Here is a 21,856-nt window from a genome sequence, read left to right on the forward strand (position 1 = left end):
AACCGTAGCCGGTGGTGCACAGCTGAAACTGGCCGATGTATTGAATGTCGGTCAAGCGGCTCCGGTGAAAATCGATGGCGACAAAGGCGAAGTCAGCGGCTTGAGCAATACGACTTTGGGCGGCAGCGATTTTGCCCAAGGCAAACGTGCAGCGACCGAGGAGCAGTTGAATGCAGCCCAAGATCAGTTGGTGAATGTATTGGGTGGCAATGCGGCCAATAACGGCGGCAATATCAGCATGACCGATATTGGCGGTACGGGTGAGAACAACATCCACGATGCGATCAAAGCCGTCAATGCAACTGCCAATCTGCCTTTGACTTTCGGCGGCGACAGCGGCAAAGACGTTGAACGTAAACCGGGTACGAAGCTGAATATTGTCGGCGGTCAAACCGATGCAGCCAAACTTTCAGACGGCAATATCGGCGTTGTAGCGAATGGCTCTGATAAGTTGGAAGTCAAATTGGCCAAAGACTTGGCAGTTGACAGCGTGAAAGCCGGCGATACCACAGTCAATACTGACGGCGTGAAAGTTGGCGATGTCAACCTGACTAAAGCCGGTTTGAACAACGGCGGCAACAAGATTACCAACGTTGCGGCCGGTACCGACGATACTGATGCGGTGAATGTTGCTCAGTTGAACAAAGCTGCGGCTGCGGCTAAGACTGAAGTCGTTCAAGGCGATAACATTGTTGTTACTCAGGATGTCGGCGCCAATGGCCAAACCATTTACAAAGTGGCGACCGATAAAAACCTGAAAGTTGACAGCGTTACCGCAGGCGATACCGTGATGAATAATGACGGTGTGAAAGTCGGTGATGATGTTGCCTTGAACAAAGACGGCTTGAAAGCAGGCGATGTGAACCTGACCAAAGCCGGTTTGAACAACGGCGGCAATAAGATTACCAACGTTGCAGCCGGTACGGATGACACCGATGCAGTCAATGTTTCCCAACTGAAACAAGCTGCCGCTGCATCTAAGACTGAAGTCGTTCAAGGTAAGAACATCGTTGTTACTCAGAAAACAGGCGACAAGGGTCAAACTGTTTACGAGGTGGCAACCGATAAAGACTTGGATGTTGACAGCGTGAAAGCCGGCGATACCGCAGTCAATACTGATGGTGTGAAAGTGGGTGACGATGTTGCATTGAACAAAGACGGCTTGAAAGCAGGCAAAGTGAACTTGACGAAAGACGGCTTGGACAATGCGGGCAACAAAGTAACCAACGTAGCGGATGGCGACCTCAATGCGAACAGCAAAGACGCCGTCAACGGCAGCCAGTTGTACGCAACCAACCAAAACGTGGCCAACAATGCTGCGACTATCGCCAAAGGCATCAACTTCGGCGGTACGACCGGCAGCAACAACTACGCGTTGGGTTCTACCATCAACGTCAAAGGCGACAGCAACATCATCAGCGAAACCGTTGCCGGTGGCGCTCAACTGAAGTTGGCTGACGAGATCAGCGTGAAGACCGTGAATGCCGATACCTTCAAAGCAGGCGATACTGTGATGAATAAAGACGGCGTGAAAGTCGGCGATAAAGTTGCGTTGAACAAAGACGGTCTGACCGCAGGCAATACCGTGGTCAACAACGACGGCGTAACCATCGCTGCACCGACTGAAAACAATCCGAACAACCAAGTCAAATTGTCTCCTGTCGGTCTGAACAACGGCGGCCAACGCATTACCAATGTGGCTCCGGGTAAAGACGGTACAGACGCGGCAAACGTGAATCAGTTGATTGGTTTGGGTACCGAGTTGCAGAACAACATCAACCAAGTAGGTAAGAAAGCCTACGCAGGTGTGGCCGGTGCGATTGCCCAAGGCTCGATTCCGCAAGTAACCCGTCCAGGTGCGACCGGTATCGGTGTCGGCAGCGGTTACTACGGTGGTCAGTCTGCCATGGCCATCGGCGTGTCTGCGATGAGCGACGGCGGCAACTGGATTGTCAAAGGCAACTTCTCGGCCAATACCGACGGTCATGTCGGTGTCGGTGCCGGTGCGCTGTATCAGTGGTAAGTTGGCAATGACAGGCAATTAGATTTGCTGCCTGAATAGGGAGGCCGTCTGAAATTTTAGGTTTCAGACGGCCTTTTTTTCTGAAAACACTTGAATTGAAGCTATCTGAAACGATATGCTTCATCTATTTACCGCATGACTCTGAAAGAGAAAAAATGAGCAAAACCGTCCATTATTTGAAAGACTACGCCGCACCCGCGTACCGTATTCTGAAAACCGACCTGCATTTCGATATTTTAGAACCGCAAACCATCGTCAAATCCAGCCTGACCGTCCAACCTGAAAGAGCAGGGGAGCCGTTAGTATTGGATGGTTCGGCAAAACTGCTGTCTGTGAAAGTAAACGGCCGGGCCGTAGATTATGTGTTGGAAGACGAAAAACTGACGATTGCAGGCGTGCCGTCTGAAAACTTCACGCTGGAAGTGGAAACCGAAATTCTGCCTGCTGAGAACAAATCCCTGATGGGTCTGTATGCTTCCGGCGGCAACCTGTTTACCCAATGCGAACCGGAAGGTTTCCGCAAAATTACCTTCTACATCGACCGTCCGGATGTCATGTCTAAATTTACTACCACCATTGTTGCAGACAAAAAACGCTATCCGGTGTTGCTGTCTAACGGCAATAAAATCGATGGCGGCGAGTTTTCAGACGGCCGTCATTGGGTGAAATGGGAAGACCCGTTTGCCAAGCCGAGCTATCTCTTTGCTTTGGTGGCAGGCGATTTGGCGGTAACGGAAGATTATTTTACGACCATGAGCGGCCGTAAGGTCAAAATCGAGTTCTACACCACTGAGACAGATAAACCTAAAGTCGGTTTTGCCGTGGAATCGTTGAAAAATGCGATGAAATGGGACGAAACGCGCTTCGGCTTGGAATACGACTTGGATATTTTCATGGTCGTGGCCGTGGGCGATTTCAATATGGGCGCGATGGAAAACAAAGGTTTGAATATTTTCAACACCAAGTTCGTGCTGGCCAACAGCCGTACTGCAACCGATACCGACTTTGAAGGCATTGAATCTGTTGTCGGCCACGAATATTTCCACAACTGGACAGGCAACCGCGTGACCTGCCGCGATTGGTTCCAATTGTCGCTGAAAGAAGGTTTGACCGTATTCCGTGATCAAGAGTTTTCCGGCGACCGGGCCAGCCGCGTGGTGCGCCGTATCGACAATGTCCGTATGCTGCGCTTGTTCCAATTCCCAGAAGATGCGGGCCCGACTGCGCATCCTGTCCGCCCGGCCAGCTATGAAGAGATGAACAACTTCTACACCATGACCGTCTATGAAAAAGGTGCGGAAGTAGTGCGCATGTATCACACCTTGCTCGGAGAAGAGGGCTTCCAAAAAGGCATGAAATTGTATTTCCAACGCCACGACGGTCAGGCTGTGACTTGTGATGATTTCCGTGCCGCAATGGCAGACGCAAACGGCATCAATCTTGATCAGTTTGCTTTGTGGTATAGCCAAGCCGGTACGCCGGTTTTAGATGCTCAAGGCCGTCTGAAAGATGGTGCGTTTGAATTGACGATCAAACAAACCATTCCGGCTACGCCCGATATGGCGGATAAACAGCCGATGATGATTCCGGTCAAAACCGGTTTGCTGAACGAAAAAGGCGAGGCGGTTGAGTTTGAATATCAAGGCAAACGAGTGAAAGAGGCGGTTTTGGTATTGACTGAAGCCGAGCAGACTTTTGTATTGGGCGGCGTCAATGAGCCGGTTATCCCGTCTCTGCTGCGTGATTTCTCTGCGCCGGTTACCCTGAACTATCCATACAGCGAGCAAGAATTGGCAACTTTGCTGGCAGCAGATGAAAATGAGTTTGCACGCTGGGAAGCTGCTCAAACTTTGTACCATCGCGCCATTAACGCCAACCGTCAGGCATTGGCGGAAGGCCGTCCTTTGCCTGAACACAAAGCATTGATGGACGCTTTGGCCTTGGTGGTCTCCGGTGATTTCGACCCGGCATTCCGCGCCATTTTGCTGCAAATGCCGTCTGAAACCGATGTATGGGCGGAAGAAGAAAATATTGATCCGATTCAGGTTCATCAGGCGCGTGAAGCCTTGCTCAATGCCGTTGCCGTCAAGTTCCTGCCCCAATGGCGCGAGCTGAACCGTCAGGCTGCCGAGCAAGAAAACCAGGCCGATGCCGCTGTTCGTTATGAATACAGCCCGGAATTGGCCGGCTGGCGAACTTTGCGCAATGCTTGCAGGGCATTTATCCTTCGTGCTGATGCAGCGCATATCGAACACGTTGCGGAAAATTACGAGGCAATGGCGCAAAACATGACCCACGAATGGGGCATCTTATCCGCAATCAACAGCAATGAAAGCGAAATTCGCGATCGTTTGTTGACGAAATTTGCCGATAAATTCGCTGATGATGCTTTGGTAATGGACAAATACTTTGCCCTGATTGCTTCAAGCCGCCGCAAAGATACTTTACAGCAAGTTCAGACGGCCTTGAATCATCCTAAGTTCAGCATCGAAAACCCGAATAAAGCCCGTTCTTTGTTGATCAGCTTCAGCCGCAATATTCCGCATTTCCATGCAGAAGATGGCAGCGGCTACCGCTTTATAGCCGATAAAGTGATGGAAATTGACCGCTTTAACCCGCAGGTTGCCGCCCGACTGGTACAGGCTTTCAATATCTGCAACAAATTGGAAGCCAACCGAAAAGCCGTCATGACCAAAGAATTGCAACGCATCAATGCACAAGAAGGTTTGTCCAAAGATGTGGGCGAGATTGTCGGTAAGATTTTGAATGAAAAATAAAGCCTGTCTGTTGACCTTATTGTAATCTAGCAATAAGGATAGATAGACCCCAGGCCGTCTGAAACCGATTGGTTTCAGACGGCCTTTTTATATATCAACGCTTAAATTAATTTTTGTTGAGGGTAGGGAATATGAATAAAAAAAGAGCCTGTATAAAACAGGCTCTTTTTCATACTAATCCGAAGATTAGAATTTGTGACGCAGGCCAACCAAACCAGAGATGGTTTCAACTTTGTGAGGGCCAGACTCAGCACCGCGCAACCAGCCGGCAGAAACCAGAGCAGTAGTGCGTTTAGAGAAGTCGTAGTCAGCACCAACGATAACTTGGTCGTATTGAGTGCCTTTCAGTTTTTCGCCGTCAACTTTAGCTTTGAAGCCGTGAGCGTAAGAAACGCGAGGAGTTACGTTACCGGCGCGGTAAGCAGCAGTAGCGGCAACTTCGATAGTTTCAGCAGGACGGCTGTCCAAGCCAGCAGCAGTACCGAATACTACGTTAGAAGCGTTAGTACCGGCAGCACGCATAGCAGAAGTTACAACACCGTTAGATTGGGCTTCAGCGTAGTCACCCAAAGTTTCCCAGTTTTTAGCGTATTGACCGGCTACAGATACGAACAGGTTGTTAGCATCGTAACCACCTACCAAGCGGTGTACGTGACCGTCTTTTTCAGAAACGGCGTTTTTACGGAAACCACCGGCGTATTGACCGAAGAAGCCAGAGTTTTCGTAGTTCAGGCCAGCGTAGTAAGTGTCACGGGTAGCGTCGTTGTGAGTGTATTTGTCAGAAGGGTTAGCGTTGTCGCGTGGAGTGTATTGTACGCTTGCGCTGAAGCCTGAGAATACAGGGCTGTCGTAACGTACAGAAACTGCACGTTCGTCAACACGGGTAAATACAGACATGTTCAAAGCGCCGTTGCTGCTTTCCCATTGGTCAACATTGTCGCTAGAGTCTTTAACAGTAGAGTTCAGTTTACCGGCACGAACTTTACCGAAGCCACCTTCCAAACCGATGAAGGATTCGCGAGAAGCCCACTCTTTGTCGCCACCGGCGATAGAAGTGTTTTGTTCAACTTGCCAGATGGCATTCAGGTTGTTACCCAAGTGTTCGTGGCCTTTGAAGCCGATACGTGAGCCGAAGTCAGCGATTTCAGTAGCAGTTTTAGAGCTTTTCTCGTGACCCAGTTTAGCAGCAGTTTGTTCACCCAATTTTACTTTGGATACTTCAACGCCAGCTTTAATTTGACCGTACAGAGTTACGTCAGCCATAGCTGCAACAGGCAGAGCCGCCAGAGTCAGGGCAATCAGTGATTTTTTCATTGCTGTTTTCCTTTTTTAAGTGTGAAGAAGCGAGCATTCGTTCTTCTTATTACGATATCGTTCTCTTTCAACGATTCCATGACCATAATATAAAGGTTATGGCCTAGGAAAACAAATTTTCCTCTTGTTTTGAGTGATTTTTGCGGGGAAACGTTGTTTTTTACAGACAGGGTGGAAGTGGAAGACTGCCTTTTATTTTGTAATGTGTTTTTCTAAAAGGGAATTTGGGGATGGCTATAAAATATGGGGGATATAAAATTGGGTTGTGAATATTGTTTATTGTGTTTTCAGACGGCCTTATCGTGTATTGGGTTTGCAAATATATAAAAAACCTGCCTGATTACTCGGGCAGGTTTTATTTGATTGAAAGACAGATTAGTTTTTGTCTTGGTCAACCAGTTTGTTTTTGGCAATCCAAGGCATCATAGAACGCAGTTGAGCGCCGACTTTTTCAATTTGATGATCAGCGGTCAGACGGCGACGGGCTGTCATGCTGGCGTAGTTGACGGCACCTTCTTGGATGAACATTTTAGCGTATTCGCCGGTTTGGATGCGTTTGAGGGCGTTGCGCATGGCTTCGCGGGATTTGTCGTTGATGACTTCGACGCCGGTTACGTATTCGCCGTACTCTGCATTATTGGAAATGGAGTAGTTCATGTTGGCGATACCGCCTTCGTAAATCAGGTCAACGATGAGCTTCATTTCGTGCAGGCATTCGAAGTAGGCCATTTCTGGGGCGTAGCCTGCTTCAGTCAGGGTTTCGAAGCCGGTTTTGATCAATTCAACCACGCCGCCGCACAATACGGCTTGTTCGCCGAAGAGGTCGGTTTCGGTTTCTTCGCGGAAGTTGGTTTCAATCACGCCGCCTTTGGTACCGCCGTTGGCTGCGGCGTAAGACAGGGCGATGTCGCGTGCTTTGCCGCTTTTATCTTGGTAAACGGCGATCAGAGAAGGTACGCCGCCGCCTTTCAGGAATTCGCTGCGTACGGTGTGGCCTGGGCCTTTAGGGGCAACCATGATAACGTCGAGGTCGGCGCGGGGTACGATTTGGTTGTAGTGTACGTTGAAGCCGTGGGCAAACGCCAATACTGCGCCTTCTTTCAAGTTAGGCTCGATTTCGTTTTTGTATACGATAGGTTGGTTTTCGTCAGGCAACAGAATCATTACAACATCGGCTGCTTTGGTTGCTTCAGCAACGGTGCGCACGTCGTGGCCGGCTGCTTCGGCTTTTTTCCAAGAGCCGCCTTGGCGCAGACCGATGACGACATTTACGCCGGAATCTTTCAGGTTTGCTGCGTGTGCGTGACCTTGTGAACCGTAACCGATGATGGCAACGGTTTTGCCTTTGATCAGAGAAAGGTCAGCGTCTTTATCGTAATAAACTTGCATTTTATTTCCTTAGTGTAAGAGGGTTCCGGACAATCCGGGTTGAGTTAAAAGTAATAGGGGTTAGGCAGAGACTTGGTTCATCAAGACGATTTCCAATGCTTCGGTTTTTCCTTCGATGGATTTGACGAAGTTTTGGAAATGTTCGCTGGCATTGTGTTCGTCAATAGCTGCTTGGGATTTCCAATTTTCTACGAATACGAAACGGTTGGGTTTGCCGATTTCTTGGTGCAGGTCGTAGCTGATGTTGCCTTCTTCTGCACGGCTGGCTTTGACCAATTCTTTAAACTGGGCAGCCAGAGCCTCGGTGTATTCGGGTTTGACGGTAACTAATGCAACGATTTGGATGCTTGACATGTTTGTCTCCTGCTGTTTTTCAGACGGCCTTTGTTGAAGGTAACAGGCCGTCTGAACGATACAGCGTTAAATTTTCAAAATACGCTCGCCGCGGCCGATGCCGGCTGCGCCTGTGCGTACGGTTTCCAAAATTTGAGCACGACCGACTGTTTCGAGGAAAGAGTCGAGTTTTTCGGTAGAGCCTGTGATTTCGATGGTATAGCTGCGGTCTGTTACGTCAATAACGCTGCCGCGGTAGATTTCGGTCAATCGCAAGAATTCGTCGCGGTCTTTGCCGACGGCGCGGACTTTTACCAACATCAGTTCGCGTTCGACAAAACGGCTTTCATTCAAGTCAACCACTTTGACAACTTCAATCAGTTTGTTGAGTTGTTTGGTGATTTGCTCGATGACGTGCTCATCGCCGTGGGTAACAATGGTCATACGGGACAAGGTTTTGTCTTCGGTTGGGGCTACGGCCAGGGAATCGATGTTGTAATCGCGTGCGGAGAATAAACCTACCACACGGCTCATCGCACCTGATTCGTTTTCCATCAGAATAGATAAGATATGTCGCATTTCTTTCTCCTTACGCTTTTGCAATATCGCGCATGTGCGGCGGCAGAACCATTTCATCCAAACCTTTGCCGTTGCCGACCATAGGCAGTACGTTTTGTTTCTTGTCTGTCAAAAAGTCGAGGAATACCAAACGGTCTTTTTGGTTTAATGCTTCCAACAAGGCGCCTTCGACGTCGGATTTTTTGTCCACACGGATGCCGATATGGCCGTAGGATTCGGCCAGTTTGACAAAGTCGGGCAATGAATCGAAATAGGTTTCCGATTCGCGGTTGCCATAATACAGCTCCTGCCATTGGCGAACCATACCCAAATAGCCATTGTTCAATGTAACGACATTGATGGGGACATTATATTGGAAGCAGGTGGACAGCTCTTGGATATTCATTTGAATAGAGCCCTCGCCTGTGATACAGAAGACGTCTTGCTCAGGAGCCGCCAGTTTGGCACCGAGGGCGTAAGGCAGGCCTACACCCATCGTACCCAAGCCGCCGGAATTGAGCCATTGGCGGGGACGCTCGAATGGATAATATTGAGCGGCAAACATTTGGTGTTGGCCAACGTCGGAAGTAATAATGGCTGAGTTTTTGGTAATTTCTGCCAGTTTTTGAACAACGTATTGCGGTTTAATGATTTCGCTGTCGTTTTCAAACCACAGGCAGTTGTGCGAACGCCATTCTTCGATGGTTTTCCACCATTTGTCCAATGAGTCGGCTGAAGGCGAAGTTTCTTGTTTGCCCCACAGATGAGTCATTTCAGTCAATACGTTTTTCACGTCGCCGACAATCGGAATGTCCACTTTAACGCGTTTGGCAATGCTGGACGGGTCGATATCGATATGGATGATTTTTTTGGGTTTGTCCAAGAATTTTGACGGTACGGAAACAACGCGGTCGTCAAAGCGCGCACCGATTGCCAAAACGACGTCTGCATTTTGCATTGCCAAATTGGCCTCGTAAGTGCCGTGCATGCCCAACATGCCCAAGAATTGGCGGTCGCTGGAAGGGTATGCACCCAAGCCCATTAATGTGCCAGTACAGGGTACGCCGGTCATACGGACAAATTGGGTCAGTTCATCGGAGGCATTGCCCAATACCACGCCGCCGCCGAAGTAAACGATAGGGCGTTTGGCAGAAGCCAGCATTTGTACGGCTTTTTTAATTTGGCCGATGTGGCCTTGTACAACCGGTTGGTAGGAGCGGATGAAGATGTCTTCTTGCGGATAGCTGAATTTGGCCATCGCTTGAGTAACATCTTTAGGAATATCGACGACAACGGGACCCGGACGGCCGCTGGCGGCAATTTGGAAGGCTTTTTTAATCGTATCAGCCAGCTCGCCAATATTGGTAACCAAAAAGTTGTGTTTGACACAAGGGCGGGTAATGCCGACCGTATCCACTTCTTGGAACGCATCTGTACCGATGAGGGAATTGCCCACTTGGCCGCTGATGACGACCAGGGGGATGGAATCACTGTACGCAGTGGCAATACCGGTCAATGCGTTGGTTACGCCCGGGCCGGAAGTTACTAAGGCCACACCGACTTTGCCGCTGACGCGGGCATAGGCATCTGCCGCATGTACGGCTGCCTGCTCATGGCGGGTCAGAATGTGCTTGAATTTGTTGAGTTGGAAAATGGCATCGTAGATTTCGATAACCGCACCACCGGGATAGCCGAATACGTATTCAACACCTTCGGCTTTAAGACTTTGCACGACGATTTGTGCGCCTGATAATTGCATATTGACCTCTTTTATACGGTTTCTAACCAATAGGAACAATCCGCCTCACCACAGCACCTGTAATGCAATTCCGCCAAGCAGCGATTTAGGGTACGCGCATTGAGGGAATACGGCGACAGTCAGACTGTCCAAACAATTGGAAAGGAACACAGAGTTTGTGAAAAAGAGTAGAAAAGATAACGCAAACCGACTGTTCAATCAAGATAAAATCTTTCATCTTTTAACATTTGAAACGGGAAAATAGATTGAAGGTTGATTTTAAAGAAATAAAAAAACAGTTTTATTGATCTTGGTGTGGATGGATTGTTGACAGTTTGAGTAAGGAGAAGGTTTTTTGTAAAGAATAAATAGCAAAAAACCTCTTGATTCAATCAAGAGGTTTTTTAAATTTGGTGCCCAGGGTCGGACTCGAACCGACACACCTTGCGGCGGGGGATTTTGAGTCCCCTGCGTCTACCAATTTCGCCACCTGGGCTAGCGAAGAAGTCGTCATTATAGCGAGTTCTCGAATCTTGTAAAGCGGTATTTGAAAAAAAATTGAATTATTTTTATATTTATTTGATTTTTAATGAATTAAACTTTTTGAGTTTAATGCCTATCCAAATGGAAGGTAGGTTTTTAAAACAAAAAAACGGTATTTATCTACAAAAAGGGCTACTTTTAATGTGTCAAACGCGTTAATATGAAGATGTTTTGTTTTTAGACTGGCCGGGTGGTTGTTTGGCCTTATTTATTTGAAACGGTTTTGGAGAAAATTTATGCTTTCCGTCACACGAACTTTCTTACTCAGTGCTATTGCGTTGGCCACCCTGGCTGCTTGTCATCCTAAAGAGGAAGCCAAAGAGGCTTCTTCGGCACCTGCCGCTTCTGCCGCACCGGCCGCTTCCGGTGAATCTACTGCCAAAGCGCAAGCACGTGGTACCGATATGCGCAAAGAAGACATTGGCGGCGATTTTACATTGACCGATGGCGACGGCAAACCTTTCAGCCTGAGCGATTTGAAAGGCAAAGTGGTTATCCTGTCTTTCGGTTATACCCACTGTCCTGACGTGTGCCCGACCGAGTTGCTGACTTACAGCGATACTTTAAAACAATTGGGTGACCAGGCTAAAGACGTGAAAGTGGTATTCGTCAGCATCGACCCTGAGCGCGATACGCCTGAAGTAATCGGCAAATACGCCAAACAGTTCAACCCTGATTTTATCGGCCTGACGGCCACCGGCGATCAAAGCCTGCCTGTCATCAAACAGCAATACCGCGTGGTATCGGCTAAAGTCAACCAAAAAGAAGACAGTGAAAACTATTTGGTCGACCACTCTTCAGGCGCATATTTGATTGATAAAAACGGCGAAGTGGCGATTTTCTCGCCTTACGGCAGCGAGCCTGAAACGATTGCAGCCGATGTGAAAACTTTATTGTAAAACCGTAGTTGAGGCCGTCTGAAATGGGTTGTTGATTTCAGACGGCCTTCTTGCTTTTGATACGGCAAAGGAAAAGAAAAAATGACCGACAAACTTTTAACGATTGCTTTATCCAAAGGACGGATTTTTGAGGAAACCCTGCCGCTGTTGGCTGCTGCAGGTATTGTGCCTGCGGAAGAGCCGGAAAAATCGCGCAAGCTGATTATTGATACCAATCATGACAACATCCGTTTGGTGATTGTGCGTGCGACCGATGTGCCGACTTATGTGCAATATGGTGCGGCGGACTTCGGCATTGCCGGTAAGGACGTGCTGATCGAGCATGGCGGAGACGGTTTATATCAACCTTTGGATTTGCACATCGCCTCATGCCGCATGATGGTTGCGGTTAAAAAAGGTTTTGATTATGCCGCCGCTTCCCAACCCGGCAGCCGTTTGCGGATTGCCACCAAATATCCCGACATCGCCGCCGAACACTTTGCCGGCAAGGGTGTGCATGTGGACATCATCAAACTGTACGGCTCGATGGAGCTTGCGCCTTTGGTCGGTTTGAGCGACGCGATTGTCGATTTGGTTTCCAGCGGCAATACGTTAAAGGCCAATGGTTTGGAAGCTGTAGAACATGTGGCTGATATTTCCAGCCGCTTGGTGGTCAACAAGGCGGCGTTGAAAACCAAATATGAGCTGTTGAATCCGATTATTCAGGCATTTGAAAATGCCGCTAAGGCCGTCTGAAAAGTTTTTGGTAAAACCTGTTTGCCAACCCAGTTTGAAAGCCCCGTCATGATGCAAAGCAAACCGACACTCGATACGATTCTTTCCCATCGCTCCATCCGCAGGTTTACTTCCGAACCGATTACCGATGAAATCCTCGATACGCTGGTGCGTGCGGGGCAGCAGGCTTCGACTTCCAACAACCTGCAATGCGTTTCCATCATCCGCGTATCCGACCTTGCGCTGAGGCAGGGAATACATGAAGCGGCTGGAAGCGCACCTTATATTGTCCATTGTGCGGAATTTTTATTGTTTTGCATTGATTTCTCCAAACACAAGGCAATGTTTCCCGATGCGCAAATTGATTGGGCGGAAGTCACCCTGATTGGCGCGGTCGATGCAGGCATTATGGCGCAAAACGTATTGCTTGCCGCCGAATCGCTTGGGCTGGGCGGCGTGTATATTGGCGCATTGCGCAATAATGCGCAAAAAGTGTCGGACGTATTGAACCTGCCGGATTATTGCGTGCCTTTGGTGGGGCTCTGCCTCGGTTATCCCGACCAAGACCCGCCGTTCAAACCGCGCCTGCCGAAGGAAATGGTGTACGCCGAAAACGCCTGCCCAAGCCTGAATGCCGATGCGGTCGAAACCTATAATCAGGCAGTAGCGGATTATTATGAGTTACGCAAGGGCAGTCCGATACCTTGGAAAGAATCGCTGGCCAAAACCTTGAGCAATCCTGTGCGGCCGCATATGTTGGCGTTTTTGCAGAAAAAAGGTTTTTTGAAAAGATAATGTTCAGACGGCCTGTATGTGGCTGAGGCCGTCTGAAAACAATAGGAATAAAACAAAGAAGAGAGCAAACCATGAAGAAACTCGACACCCAATCCCCTGATTTTCAAGCCGAACTCAAAGCGTTACTCGCTTTTGAAACTGCGCAAAACCCTGAAATCGACCGTATTGTTGCCGACATCTGCGCCGATGTTCAAAAACGCGGCGATGCGGCGCTGATTGAATATACCAACCGCTTTGACGGTACATTCGCTCAAACCATCGACGATTTAATCCTGACGCAAGACGATTTGCAGTCTGCGTTTGAGCGTTTGCCCGAAAACATTCAGACGGCCTTGAAAACGGCCGCGAGACGGGTGGAAAGCTACCATAAACACCAAAAAATGGAGTCGTGGACGTACGAAGACGAAGACGGCACGCTTTTGGGCCAACAGATTACGCCGCTTGACCGCGTCGGCATTTACGTCCCCGGCGGCAAAGCGGCGTATCCGAGTTCCGTCATTATGAATGCCATGCCTGCCCATGTTGCCGGCGTGAAAGAAATTATCATGGTCGTTCCCACACCGAAAGGCGAGCGCAACGATATCGTGTTGGCGGCTGCTTTTGTGGCCGGTGTAACCAAAGTGTTTACGGTCGGCGGCGCGCAGGCGGTTGCGGCTTTGGCTTATGGTACGGAATCGGTGCCTCAAGTCGATAAGATTACCGGCCCGGGCAATGCTTTTGTCGCTGCGGCCAAGCGACGCGTGTTCGGTGTGGTCGGCATCGACATGGTGGCAGGGCCGTCTGAAATTTTGGTGATTGCCGATGGTACGACGCCTGCCGATTGGGTGGCGATGGATTTGTTCAGTCAGGCGGAACACGATGAAATTGCACAAGCGATTTTGATCGGTACTTCCCAAGCGTATTTGGACGAAGTTCAGACGGCCATGAACCGCTTGATCGAAACTATGCCGCGCCGTGCGATTATTGAAGCTTCATTGGGCAACCGCGGCGCAATGATTTTGGCTAAAGATTTGGACGAAGCCTGCGAAATCGCCAACTATATTTCTCCCGAACACTTGGAACTGTCGGTTGAGAATCCGCAAGAGTGGGCGAAAAAAATCCGCCACGCCGGCGCGATTTTCATGGGACGCTATACCAGTGAAAGCCTGGGCGACTATTGCGCAGGCCCTAACCACGTTTTGCCGACCAGCCGCACGGCGCGTTTCTCTTCTCCTTTGGGAACATATGATTTCCAAAAACGCTCCAGTCTGATTCAGGTTTCAGAACAAGGCGCGCAGAAGTTGGGCAAAACCGCCAGCGTGTTGGCGCATGGCGAAAGTTTGACCGCGCACGCCAGGGCGGCTGAGTTCCGTTTGAAAGACAATCCGTAAGAAATCAAAAAGGGCATCTAAACAGATGCCCTTTTTATTGTGATGAAGGTTTGGCCGAGAAGGTTTCAGGCCGTCTGAAAACAGGTTTAACGGTTTTTCAGCCAGTCATTACGCATTTGTGCGGCTTCTTCAAAATAGCGGTAAAGCTCGGTTTTGTTGCCGTCTGAAAGGAGCTGTTCCAATTTGGATAATTGTTCTTTCAAATCGCCGGTCAGTTTGAGCAGGGCAGGGCGGTTGGCCAGGCAGATGTCTGTCCAGACGGCAGGGTGGCTGGAGGCAATGCGGGTAAAGTCGCGAAAGCCGGTGGCAGCATAGGGGAGATAGTCTTTGCCGTGCGGATGGTCGAACAAAGCGTGGACATAGGCAAAGGCAGCCAAGTGCGGCAAGTGGGAAACGGCGGCAAAAATATTGTCGTGTTCTTCGGCACTCATAGTGAAAATCTGCGAACCAACCCCCTGCCACAGGCTTTTCAACCGTCTTAGGCCGTCTGAAGCCTCTTGGCCGTGCAAGGTAATGATCAGGCGGCTGTTTTGAAACAAACCGCAACGAGCGGATTTTGCACCGCTTTGATCCGAACCGGCAATCGGGTGGGCGGCAAAACATTGCGGCAGGCGTTCGGACAAGTGGGTGCGGAAGGCATCGAGTGCCGATTGTTTGGTGCTGCCGACATCGGAAACGCAGGCCGTTTCTTTTAAGAAAGGTTTGATGTCGCGGCATACGTCAGGCAGGACGGAGACCGGCGTGGCAATCAAAACCAAATCGGCATGGCCGATGCTTTCGGCGCAAATATTCGGATAGGCATGGTCGATGATGCCGCAGTCGAGCGCGTAATTGAGGTTGTCGGCATTGGTGTCGATGCCGGTAACGCTTTGCACCAGCCCCAAGCGTTTGAGGTCGAGCATGAACGAACCGCCGATTAAACCGACGCCGATAAGGGTAATGTGGGGGAAAAAGGCGGAAGTGTTCATGGTTTGCATCCGGTTTTAAATGGAAAAGCTTATTTTAATCTGTCATCGGGGCCGTCTGAAAGATGAAATCAAGGTTTCAGACGGCCTTTTTTGGGGTCGATTTTTCATGATTTAGGCATAGAAAAATCCGTTTAGTAGGATCATGTAACCGATTATCAGATTTTCATACACTAAAATAATCATCTGAATTAGTATAACGTCTTAAAGTAAGTAATTGGTATCTTAAAGTAAATTATTACATCATATTTTATTCTGATTGGTATCGGATAAAATAATTCACTCAGAAAGAAGGAATTTATGAGTTTTTCACAAACCGAATTAGTCAATGCAATGCATTTGCTTTCCACCCGCCTGCCTCAATTTCCCGAGCAGCAAAACCAAGTATCCCGCATGTTGCGCATTGTAACCGAACGTTTGAGCAGCCATTTGAATGAAAACCTGAAAGCGTTCGGCATCAATGAAAATCTGTGGTTTTCCCTGATGGCGGTTTACGTCAGCCCAAACAGCGAAATCCTGCCTTCGCGCTTGAGCGACTTGATGGACTTGACGCGCACCAGTGCCACACGCCTGTCGGATGACATGGTCGAGCGCGGCTGGGTGGAGCGTTATATCAATCAAAAAGACCGCCGTCAGATTGTGCTAAAATTAACCCCTTCGGGTGAGACCTTTATCCACGAAGTATGGCCGCAAATTGCCCGTCAGAGCGGCCAAGCGTGGGAAGATTTCACGAAAGAGGATTATGATACGCTGCAACACCTGTTGGGTAAACTGTTGAACCGTTTGGGCAATTGACAACAGACGGCCTGATGGTCTGCGGCAGGCACACATAAACGGAGTCTGTATGAAATTAGGTTTGGTCAAATCAAGCGTATGCGTTGCCGCAGTTTCGCTGTTGGCGGCATGTGCGCCCTTCGGTAAACAGTCGCCTTTGGATGAGACAACAGCCTATCCGCTGCCGCAAGGCCAATCTGCCGCTGCTGCCCAAGACGGCTGGTGGATGAAGCTGAAAGATCAAAAATTAAACAATTTGATTGCTTCCGCTATTCAGACATCTACCAATCTGCGTGTTGTCAAAGCAAGGTTTGAGCAGGCTCAGGCGCAGCTGGGCGTTGTAGGGGCCGCAAACAAACCGCAAGTCGGCTTGGGCGTTACAGGTCTGGGTGCTTATGTTTCACCCAAGCCTCAGGCCGGTATGGTCGATACCGACCATACATTGGTTTTGGCGAACGCAGCCTTGCAAGGCAGCTTGGTTTTTGACTTTTGGGGTAAAAACCGAGAGCAGATTCAAGCCGTTTTGGGAAAAAGCCGGGCTGCGGTTTATGAGGCGCAGCACATCCGCACCGAGCTGGCTCATGCCGTAGCCGCACAATATTTTGCGTGGCAGATGGCGACAGAACAACTGGCACTGCTGGATACGCGCATAGAGTTGGCGGATAAAGCATTAAAACTGATGCAACAACGCGTTAAAGCGCAGCTGGCTCCTGCCGATGCGTTGCACGCTCTGGAAATGGCGCAACAACAATTGCAGCTTGAAAAATCGGCATGGACTCAGAAAAACGAGAAAATCCGCAACAGTCTGGCTGTATTAACCGGCCGTGTACCGGGTGCATTAAATGGACAGGTTCCGGAAAAAATGGCCGCTGTGCCGTCATTGCCGGTTAGCCGTATTGAAGCGGATTTGCTGGCGGCTCGTCCCGATATCGCGGCACAAAAAGCCTTGCTTGAAGAGAAATGGCATATCGTCAAATCGACCGAAGCAGAGTTTTACCCGAATATCGAGTTGAAAGTTTTGGCAGGTATGACGCACATTGATGCGTTCAATCTGATTCGCGGACGGACATCCGGTATGTTGGGCATTGTTCCGGCTTTGAATTTGCCATTGTTTACTTCCGGCGCGCTGCAATCCAAATTGGCAGGCAAACGCGCCCAATATAACGAGCAGGTTGCCGTGTACGACCAAACTGTTTTGAACGCCATGCGTGCGGCGGCAGATGCCGTCGTGGACTATCAAAGCCTGAAAAGCCGACAAGATACTTGGAGCAAGATGGTCAATATTGCAGATAAATCTGTGCAAAATGCGAAAGGACGCGTTCGTGCAGGCTTGGATAACGGCTTGACTGCTTTGCAAAAACAAGACGAAGCTGTGCGTACGAAAATGTCGGCAGTCCAATACCATGCAGAATATCTGACAGCTTGGAGTAACCTCAATACCCAGTTGGGCGGAGGCTTTAAATTAAATAAGAAATAAACGTTTTATCAAACGGCAGGCCGTCTGAAAGGGATTTCAGACGGCCTTTTCCTTACCTGATTTACATTTGCTACCGGAAGAAATTATTGTAATGAATAGAGTGTAACTATAGAATATGACCCCTTAGCGCGTTTCGTGCGCGTATTGGGTTGAGGGTAGAGCCAGCAGCCCGGCAAGACAATAATATCGTTATCACATGTACAGAATTAAAGTTGGGACTTATGGATACTCAATCAGAAAAAAATAATGTCCAAAATGAAACGGAAGTAGCCACTTCCGGCGCTAAAACGCATCGCAAACGCAATTTGGTTATCGTTACACTCTTATTTCTTATTACGGCAGCCGCAGTTGCTTTGGCGTATTTCCTGTTTTGGCAGCATGAAGAAGAAACGGAAGATGCTTATGTGGCCGGTCATTTGGTGATGATTACGCCGCAGGTAAACGGCACGGTGCGCAAAGTCATGTATGACGATACGGACGTCGTGAAAAAAGGCGATGTGTTGGTGGCTTTGGATGACAGCGATTTTCAGCTGGCATACGATCGCGCGCAAAATGAATTGATTCAGGCCATCCGTCAAAACAAACAGCAAACTGCGGTCAATTCAAAAGCCAAAGCGCAAGTATTGTTGCGCAAAGCCGATCTGGCCCGTGCGCAAGCCGATTTGCGCCGCCGCGAATCTTTGGCGGGTACGGAAGCGGTTTCCGGCGAAGAACTCAGCCATGCCCGTGCCGCTGTGGTTCAGGCTCAGGCTGCATTAAAAGCGGTTGAGGCGGAAGAAGTTTCTGCTCAGGCAGCATTGGGCAGCAATATTCCGCTGCGCCAACAACCGGCGGTTCAGACGGCCATCAGCCACATCAAAGACGCTTGGCTGAATCTGCAACGTACGCAAATCCGTTCGCCAATCAGCGGCCAAATTGCCAAACGCAATGTCCAAGTCGGCCAACGTATCGCGCAAGGTACGCCGATGATGGCCGTTGTGCCTCTGTCTGAATTGTGGGTGGATGCCAACTTTAAAGAATCGCAACTGCGTAAAATGAAAATCGGCCAGCCTGTTGAAATGACAGCCGATTTGTACGGCAGTAAAGTAGTTTACCATGGCAAGGTCATGGGTTTGTCGGCAGGTACGGGCAGTGCGTTCTCATTGCTGCCGGCGCAAAATGCAACGGGCAACTGGATTAAAGTCGTACAACGCGTGCCGGTGCGCATCAGTTTGGATGCCAAAGAATTGCAAAAAAATCCGCTCCGTGTCGGTTTGTCGATGACTGTTAAAGTCGATGTTGCCGAGAAGGGCAGCGGTAAAGCCATGACTGCCGAGGCAGAACGAAATACTGCGCTGGCGGAAACGGAAAGTGTGGATTGGAAGGCCGCCGATGCTTTAGTCGATAAAATCTTCGAGCAATACGCAAAATAATCTTTTCAGACGGCCTGGGTCTTTTATTGAAGGCTCAGGCCGTCTGAAATATTGATTCTCTTCAATCAACCGCTTTGGCGGTTGTCTTATAGTTTAAAAATATGAATTATCCGCCGTTACAAGGGTTTAAGCTGGTGTTGGCAACGTTGGCGCTCAGCTTGGCCGTATTTATGGAAGTCTTGGACAGCACCATCGCCAACGTCGCCGTGCCCGTTATCGCAGGGGATTTGGGTGCGGCGACCACGCAGGGCACTTGGGTGATTACCTCATTTGCCGTAGCCAATGCCATTTCCGTCCCTCTGACCGGCTTTTTGGCCAAGCGGTTTGGCGAGGTTAAAATCTTTATTGCTGCCGTGATCGGGTTTGTCGTAACGTCATGGCTGTGCGGTATGGCGCATAATCTTCAAGCCTTGGTTTTTTTCCGAGTGTTGCAAGGCTTTATCGCCGGGCCTTTGATTCCCTTGTCCCAAAGTCTTCTGATGGCTTCCTATCCGCCTGAAAAACGAACATTGGCACTGGCCTTATGGGCGATGACTGTCGTCGTTGCCCCTGTATTGGGACCGATTTTGGGCGGTTGGATTTCAGACAACTGGCATTGGGGATGGATTTTCTTTATCAATATCCCAATCGGGGTTTTATCCGCCTCCATTGCTTGGAAACAGCTTAGACACAGGGAAACCGAAATCGTCAGGGCGCCGATTGATTACGTCGGGCTGGTGTTGATGATTGTCGGTATCGGCGCATTGCAAATGATGCTTGATAGGGGCAAAGAGTTGGATTGGTTTGCCTCGGGAGAGATTATCGTTTTGGGCGTTACCGCTTTGGTGTTTCTGACCTATTTTATTGTTTGGGAGCTGGGCGAGAAATACCCGATTGTTGATTTGTCATTGTTTAAAAATAGAAACTTTACGATAGGCGTTGTTGCGACATCCTTGGGCTTTATGGTCTATATGGGCACATTGACCCTGCTGCCTTTGGTGTTGCAATCAAATCTCGGCTATACCGCCACTTGGGCAGGTTTGGCTGCTGCGCCAGTGGGTTTTTTGCCGATTATTCTGTCGCCGATTATCGGTAAGTTTGGTAATCGCGTCGATATGCGCCTGTTTGTCAGTGCCAGCTTCTTGGTGTTTGCCTACACATTCCATTGGCGAACCGATTTTTATGCCGGCATGGATATGAGCAACGTTGTTTGGCCGCAATTTTGGCAGGGTTTAGGCGTAGCCATGTTCTTCCTGCCTTTGACCAGTATCACGCTGTCGCATATGAAAGGCAATCAAATTGCCTCAGCCAGTAGCCTGTCTAACTTCTTGCGTGTGTTTATGGGCGGTGTCGGAGTATCCGTTGTCAGTACCATGTGGGAACGACGCGAAGCTCTGCACCATACTCAGCTGACCGAACATATTAATTCATTGTCCTCAATCAGCAACCAATCTATTCAAGGCATGATGGCCAATGGCCTGAGCAAAGAGCAAGCCCTGGCTGCGATAAATAGTACCATTTCCCAGCAAGGCTTTATTATTGGCTCAAATGAAATCTTCTTGGCAGGCAGTATCATATTCATCAGCATGATCCCCATTATTTGGCTGGCAAGGCCGCCATTTAACGGTTCCAGTGGGGGAGGACATTAGATAAAAGGCCGTCTGAATTTCAGACGGCCTTTTATCTATATATTATTTAAGACTCAATAACAGATCTCTAAAGGCATTCGGGTCTTTAATAAATGTCATTTCACCTGATTGAGGAAAATGGAAATCCAGTAGGCGGGACACCCAGAAACGGATACATCCGGCTCTTTGTGCAGTAGGGAAATATGCACGTTCTTCATCAGATAAAGGACGCACGCTTTCATAGCCATGGATAAAAGCATCATAAAGAGCAGGGTCTAATTTATTATCGGCTGTCCGCGCCCAGTCGTTAACTGCAATGGCCAAGTCGTACATGAAATTACCATTGCACGCATAATAGAAATCGATAAAGCCGGAAACTTCATCTCCATTAAGCAGTACGTTGTCTTTAAATAAATCGGCATGGATAATACCGGAAGGCAAATGTTCTCCAAGATTTTCATCTAAAGCAGCAATTTCAGCTTGAAGCAGTTTGGCATCTTCGCTATCTAAAACCGGGAGCAACTGAGTGCAGGCATCGTGCCACCAGCCATCATAACGGGGATTTTTCATTTTTAAAGGAAAATCTTGGCCGGCTAAATGCATTTTGGCCAACATCGCACCAGTGTGGAAACATTGTGCCTCAGTCGGCCAGCCGGTATCGGAGCCATTCAAACAAGTTACCAAGCAAGCAGGTTTTCCGGCCAAAATAGAATGCAGTCCACCATCTTTACGAGCAATCGGAGCGGCGCAGGCAACGCCATTTTGGCTCAAGTGTTGGTTTAGCTCTAAAAAGAAAGGCAGTTCCTCTGATTTTAAAACCTCAAAAACAGTCAATACATAACGACCGGTTGAGGTAGTCAGAAAATAATTACTGTTAGTAATCCCTTGGGCAATCCCCTGCAAAGAGACAAAATCTCCCAAATCATATTGCAGCAAGAAATCGCGCATTTGAGCGTCGGAAACACTGGTATAGACAGACATAGCAAACTCGAAGCTGAAATAAACTCAAAGAAACATCATACCAAAAAACAAGCGTCAACAATATAAATTAAAACATAGGTCAAATTCAAAAGGCCGTCTGAAATACTCTTTCAGACGGCCTTAGTATTGAACCGGGTTGGATTTGGGAAGCGGATAGGGAAGATTTGAGGTGTTTTTAGAAAAATAA

At 48.9% G+C, this 21,856-nt stretch carries 17 protein-coding genes and 1 tRNA gene; 10 read left to right on the forward strand and 8 right to left on the reverse strand.

Going from position 1 to position 21,856, the window contains the following annotated elements:
• Both HMPREF2661_RS08725 and pepN read left to right on the forward strand, forming a co-directional pair.
• On the forward strand, positions 1 to 2,023 hold a 2,023-nt coding region (locus HMPREF2661_RS08725), incomplete at its 5' end, for a YadA family autotransporter adhesin (RefSeq protein WP_210400053.1).
• A gap of 155 nt (positions 2,024 to 2,178) precedes the next feature.
• On the forward strand, positions 2,179 to 4,800 hold the full coding sequence (gene pepN, locus HMPREF2661_RS08730) for an aminopeptidase N (RefSeq protein ID WP_049322822.1): 2,622 nt from the start codon (positions 2,179 to 2,181) through the stop codon (positions 4,798 to 4,800).
• 186 nt (positions 4,801 to 4,986) lie between these two features.
• Here pepN and porB read toward each other — a convergent pair whose 3' ends face one another.
• The 6 genes from porB to HMPREF2661_RS08760 all read right to left on the reverse strand — a co-directional run bounded on the left by porB (position 4,987) and on the right by HMPREF2661_RS08760 (position 10,628).
• Positions 4,987 to 6,114 (reverse strand): trimeric porin PorB, encoded by a 1,128-nt coding sequence (porB, locus tag HMPREF2661_RS08735; RefSeq protein ID WP_049323760.1) that lies wholly within the window; start codon positions 6,112 to 6,114, stop codon positions 4,987 to 4,989.
• Positions 6,115 to 6,489: 375 nt separating this feature from the next.
• Positions 6,490 to 7,503 carry a ketol-acid reductoisomerase gene (gene ilvC / locus HMPREF2661_RS08740; RefSeq protein ID WP_004521030.1) on the reverse strand — a complete coding sequence of 338 codons (1,014 nt, stop codon included), beginning with the start codon at positions 7,501 to 7,503 and terminating at the stop codon, positions 6,490 to 6,492.
• A 60-nt stretch (positions 7,504 to 7,563) separates the two neighbouring features.
• A complete protein-coding gene (locus HMPREF2661_RS08745; RefSeq protein WP_070823411.1) occupies positions 7,564 to 7,857 on the reverse strand; it encodes a putative quinol monooxygenase in 294 nt (97 codons plus the stop codon).
• A 66-nt stretch (positions 7,858 to 7,923) separates the two neighbouring features.
• Positions 7,924 to 8,415, reverse strand: coding sequence for an acetolactate synthase small subunit (gene ilvN / locus HMPREF2661_RS08750; protein WP_003748480.1), 492 nt, complete (start codon positions 8,413 to 8,415; stop codon positions 7,924 to 7,926).
• Between the two features lie 10 nt (positions 8,416 to 8,425).
• On the reverse strand, positions 8,426 to 10,153 hold the full coding sequence (ilvB, locus tag HMPREF2661_RS08755; protein WP_036493541.1) for a biosynthetic-type acetolactate synthase large subunit: 1,728 nt from the start codon (positions 10,151 to 10,153) through the stop codon (positions 8,426 to 8,428).
• 390 nt (positions 10,154 to 10,543) lie between these two features.
• Positions 10,544 to 10,628, reverse strand: a tRNA-Leu gene (locus tag HMPREF2661_RS08760).
• 283 nt (positions 10,629 to 10,911) lie between these two features.
• On the opposite strand from HMPREF2661_RS08760, the gene HMPREF2661_RS08765 reads away from it, so the two are divergent.
• The 4 genes from HMPREF2661_RS08765 (at position 10,912) to hisD (ending at position 14,453) form a co-directional block, all read left to right on the forward strand.
• Positions 10,912 to 11,574, forward strand: coding sequence for an SCO family protein (locus tag HMPREF2661_RS08765; protein ID WP_003748483.1), 663 nt, complete (start codon positions 10,912 to 10,914; stop codon positions 11,572 to 11,574).
• 81 nt (positions 11,575 to 11,655) lie between these two features.
• Positions 11,656 to 12,309, forward strand: a complete 654-nt coding sequence (gene hisG, locus HMPREF2661_RS08770) for an ATP phosphoribosyltransferase (RefSeq protein ID WP_070823413.1) — start codon at positions 11,656 to 11,658, stop codon at positions 12,307 to 12,309.
• 48 nt (positions 12,310 to 12,357) lie between these two features.
• On the forward strand, positions 12,358 to 13,083 hold the full coding sequence (nfsA, locus tag HMPREF2661_RS08775; RefSeq protein WP_070823415.1) for an oxygen-insensitive NADPH nitroreductase: 726 nt from the start codon (positions 12,358 to 12,360) through the stop codon (positions 13,081 to 13,083).
• A 71-nt stretch (positions 13,084 to 13,154) separates the two neighbouring features.
• Complete coding sequence (hisD, locus tag HMPREF2661_RS08780) at positions 13,155 to 14,453, forward strand: histidinol dehydrogenase (RefSeq protein WP_070823417.1); 1,299 nt, start codon at positions 13,155 to 13,157, stop codon at positions 14,451 to 14,453.
• Positions 14,454 to 14,539: 86 nt separating this feature from the next.
• Here hisD and HMPREF2661_RS08785 read toward each other — a convergent pair whose 3' ends face one another.
• Complete coding sequence (locus HMPREF2661_RS08785; RefSeq protein ID WP_070823419.1) at positions 14,540 to 15,421, reverse strand: prephenate dehydrogenase; 882 nt, start codon at positions 15,419 to 15,421, stop codon at positions 14,540 to 14,542.
• A 297-nt stretch (positions 15,422 to 15,718) separates the two neighbouring features.
• On the opposite strand from HMPREF2661_RS08785, the gene HMPREF2661_RS08790 reads away from it, so the two are divergent.
• From HMPREF2661_RS08790 to HMPREF2661_RS08805, 4 genes are all read left to right on the forward strand, one after another.
• Positions 15,719 to 16,213, forward strand: coding sequence for a MarR family transcriptional regulator (locus HMPREF2661_RS08790; RefSeq protein WP_003748495.1), 495 nt, complete (start codon positions 15,719 to 15,721; stop codon positions 16,211 to 16,213).
• 49 nt (positions 16,214 to 16,262) lie between these two features.
• Positions 16,263 to 17,669, forward strand: coding sequence for an efflux transporter outer membrane subunit (locus HMPREF2661_RS08795; RefSeq protein ID WP_070823421.1), 1,407 nt, complete (start codon positions 16,263 to 16,265; stop codon positions 17,667 to 17,669).
• A 221-nt stretch (positions 17,670 to 17,890) separates the two neighbouring features.
• Positions 17,891 to 19,081 (forward strand): HlyD/EmrA/EmrK family protein, encoded by a 1,191-nt coding sequence (locus HMPREF2661_RS08800; protein WP_070823422.1) that lies wholly within the window; start codon positions 17,891 to 17,893, stop codon positions 19,079 to 19,081.
• 101 nt (positions 19,082 to 19,182) lie between these two features.
• Positions 19,183 to 20,709: a DHA2 family efflux MFS transporter permease subunit gene (locus tag HMPREF2661_RS08805; protein WP_049349105.1), complete on the forward strand. Its 1,527-nt coding sequence runs from the start codon at positions 19,183 to 19,185 to the stop codon at positions 20,707 to 20,709.
• A 42-nt stretch (positions 20,710 to 20,751) separates the two neighbouring features.
• Here HMPREF2661_RS08805 and thrB read toward each other — a convergent pair whose 3' ends face one another.
• The gene (thrB, locus tag HMPREF2661_RS08810) at positions 20,752 to 21,669 is read right to left on the reverse strand and encodes a homoserine kinase (protein WP_049323758.1); all 918 of its coding nucleotides are present in this window, start codon (positions 21,667 to 21,669) and stop codon (positions 20,752 to 20,754) included.
• Positions 21,670 to 21,856 lie beyond the last annotated feature (187 nt).

This window comes from Neisseria sp. HMSC061B04 (assembly GCF_001836705.1).
Lineage (GTDB): Bacteria > Pseudomonadota > Gammaproteobacteria > Burkholderiales > Neisseriaceae > Neisseria.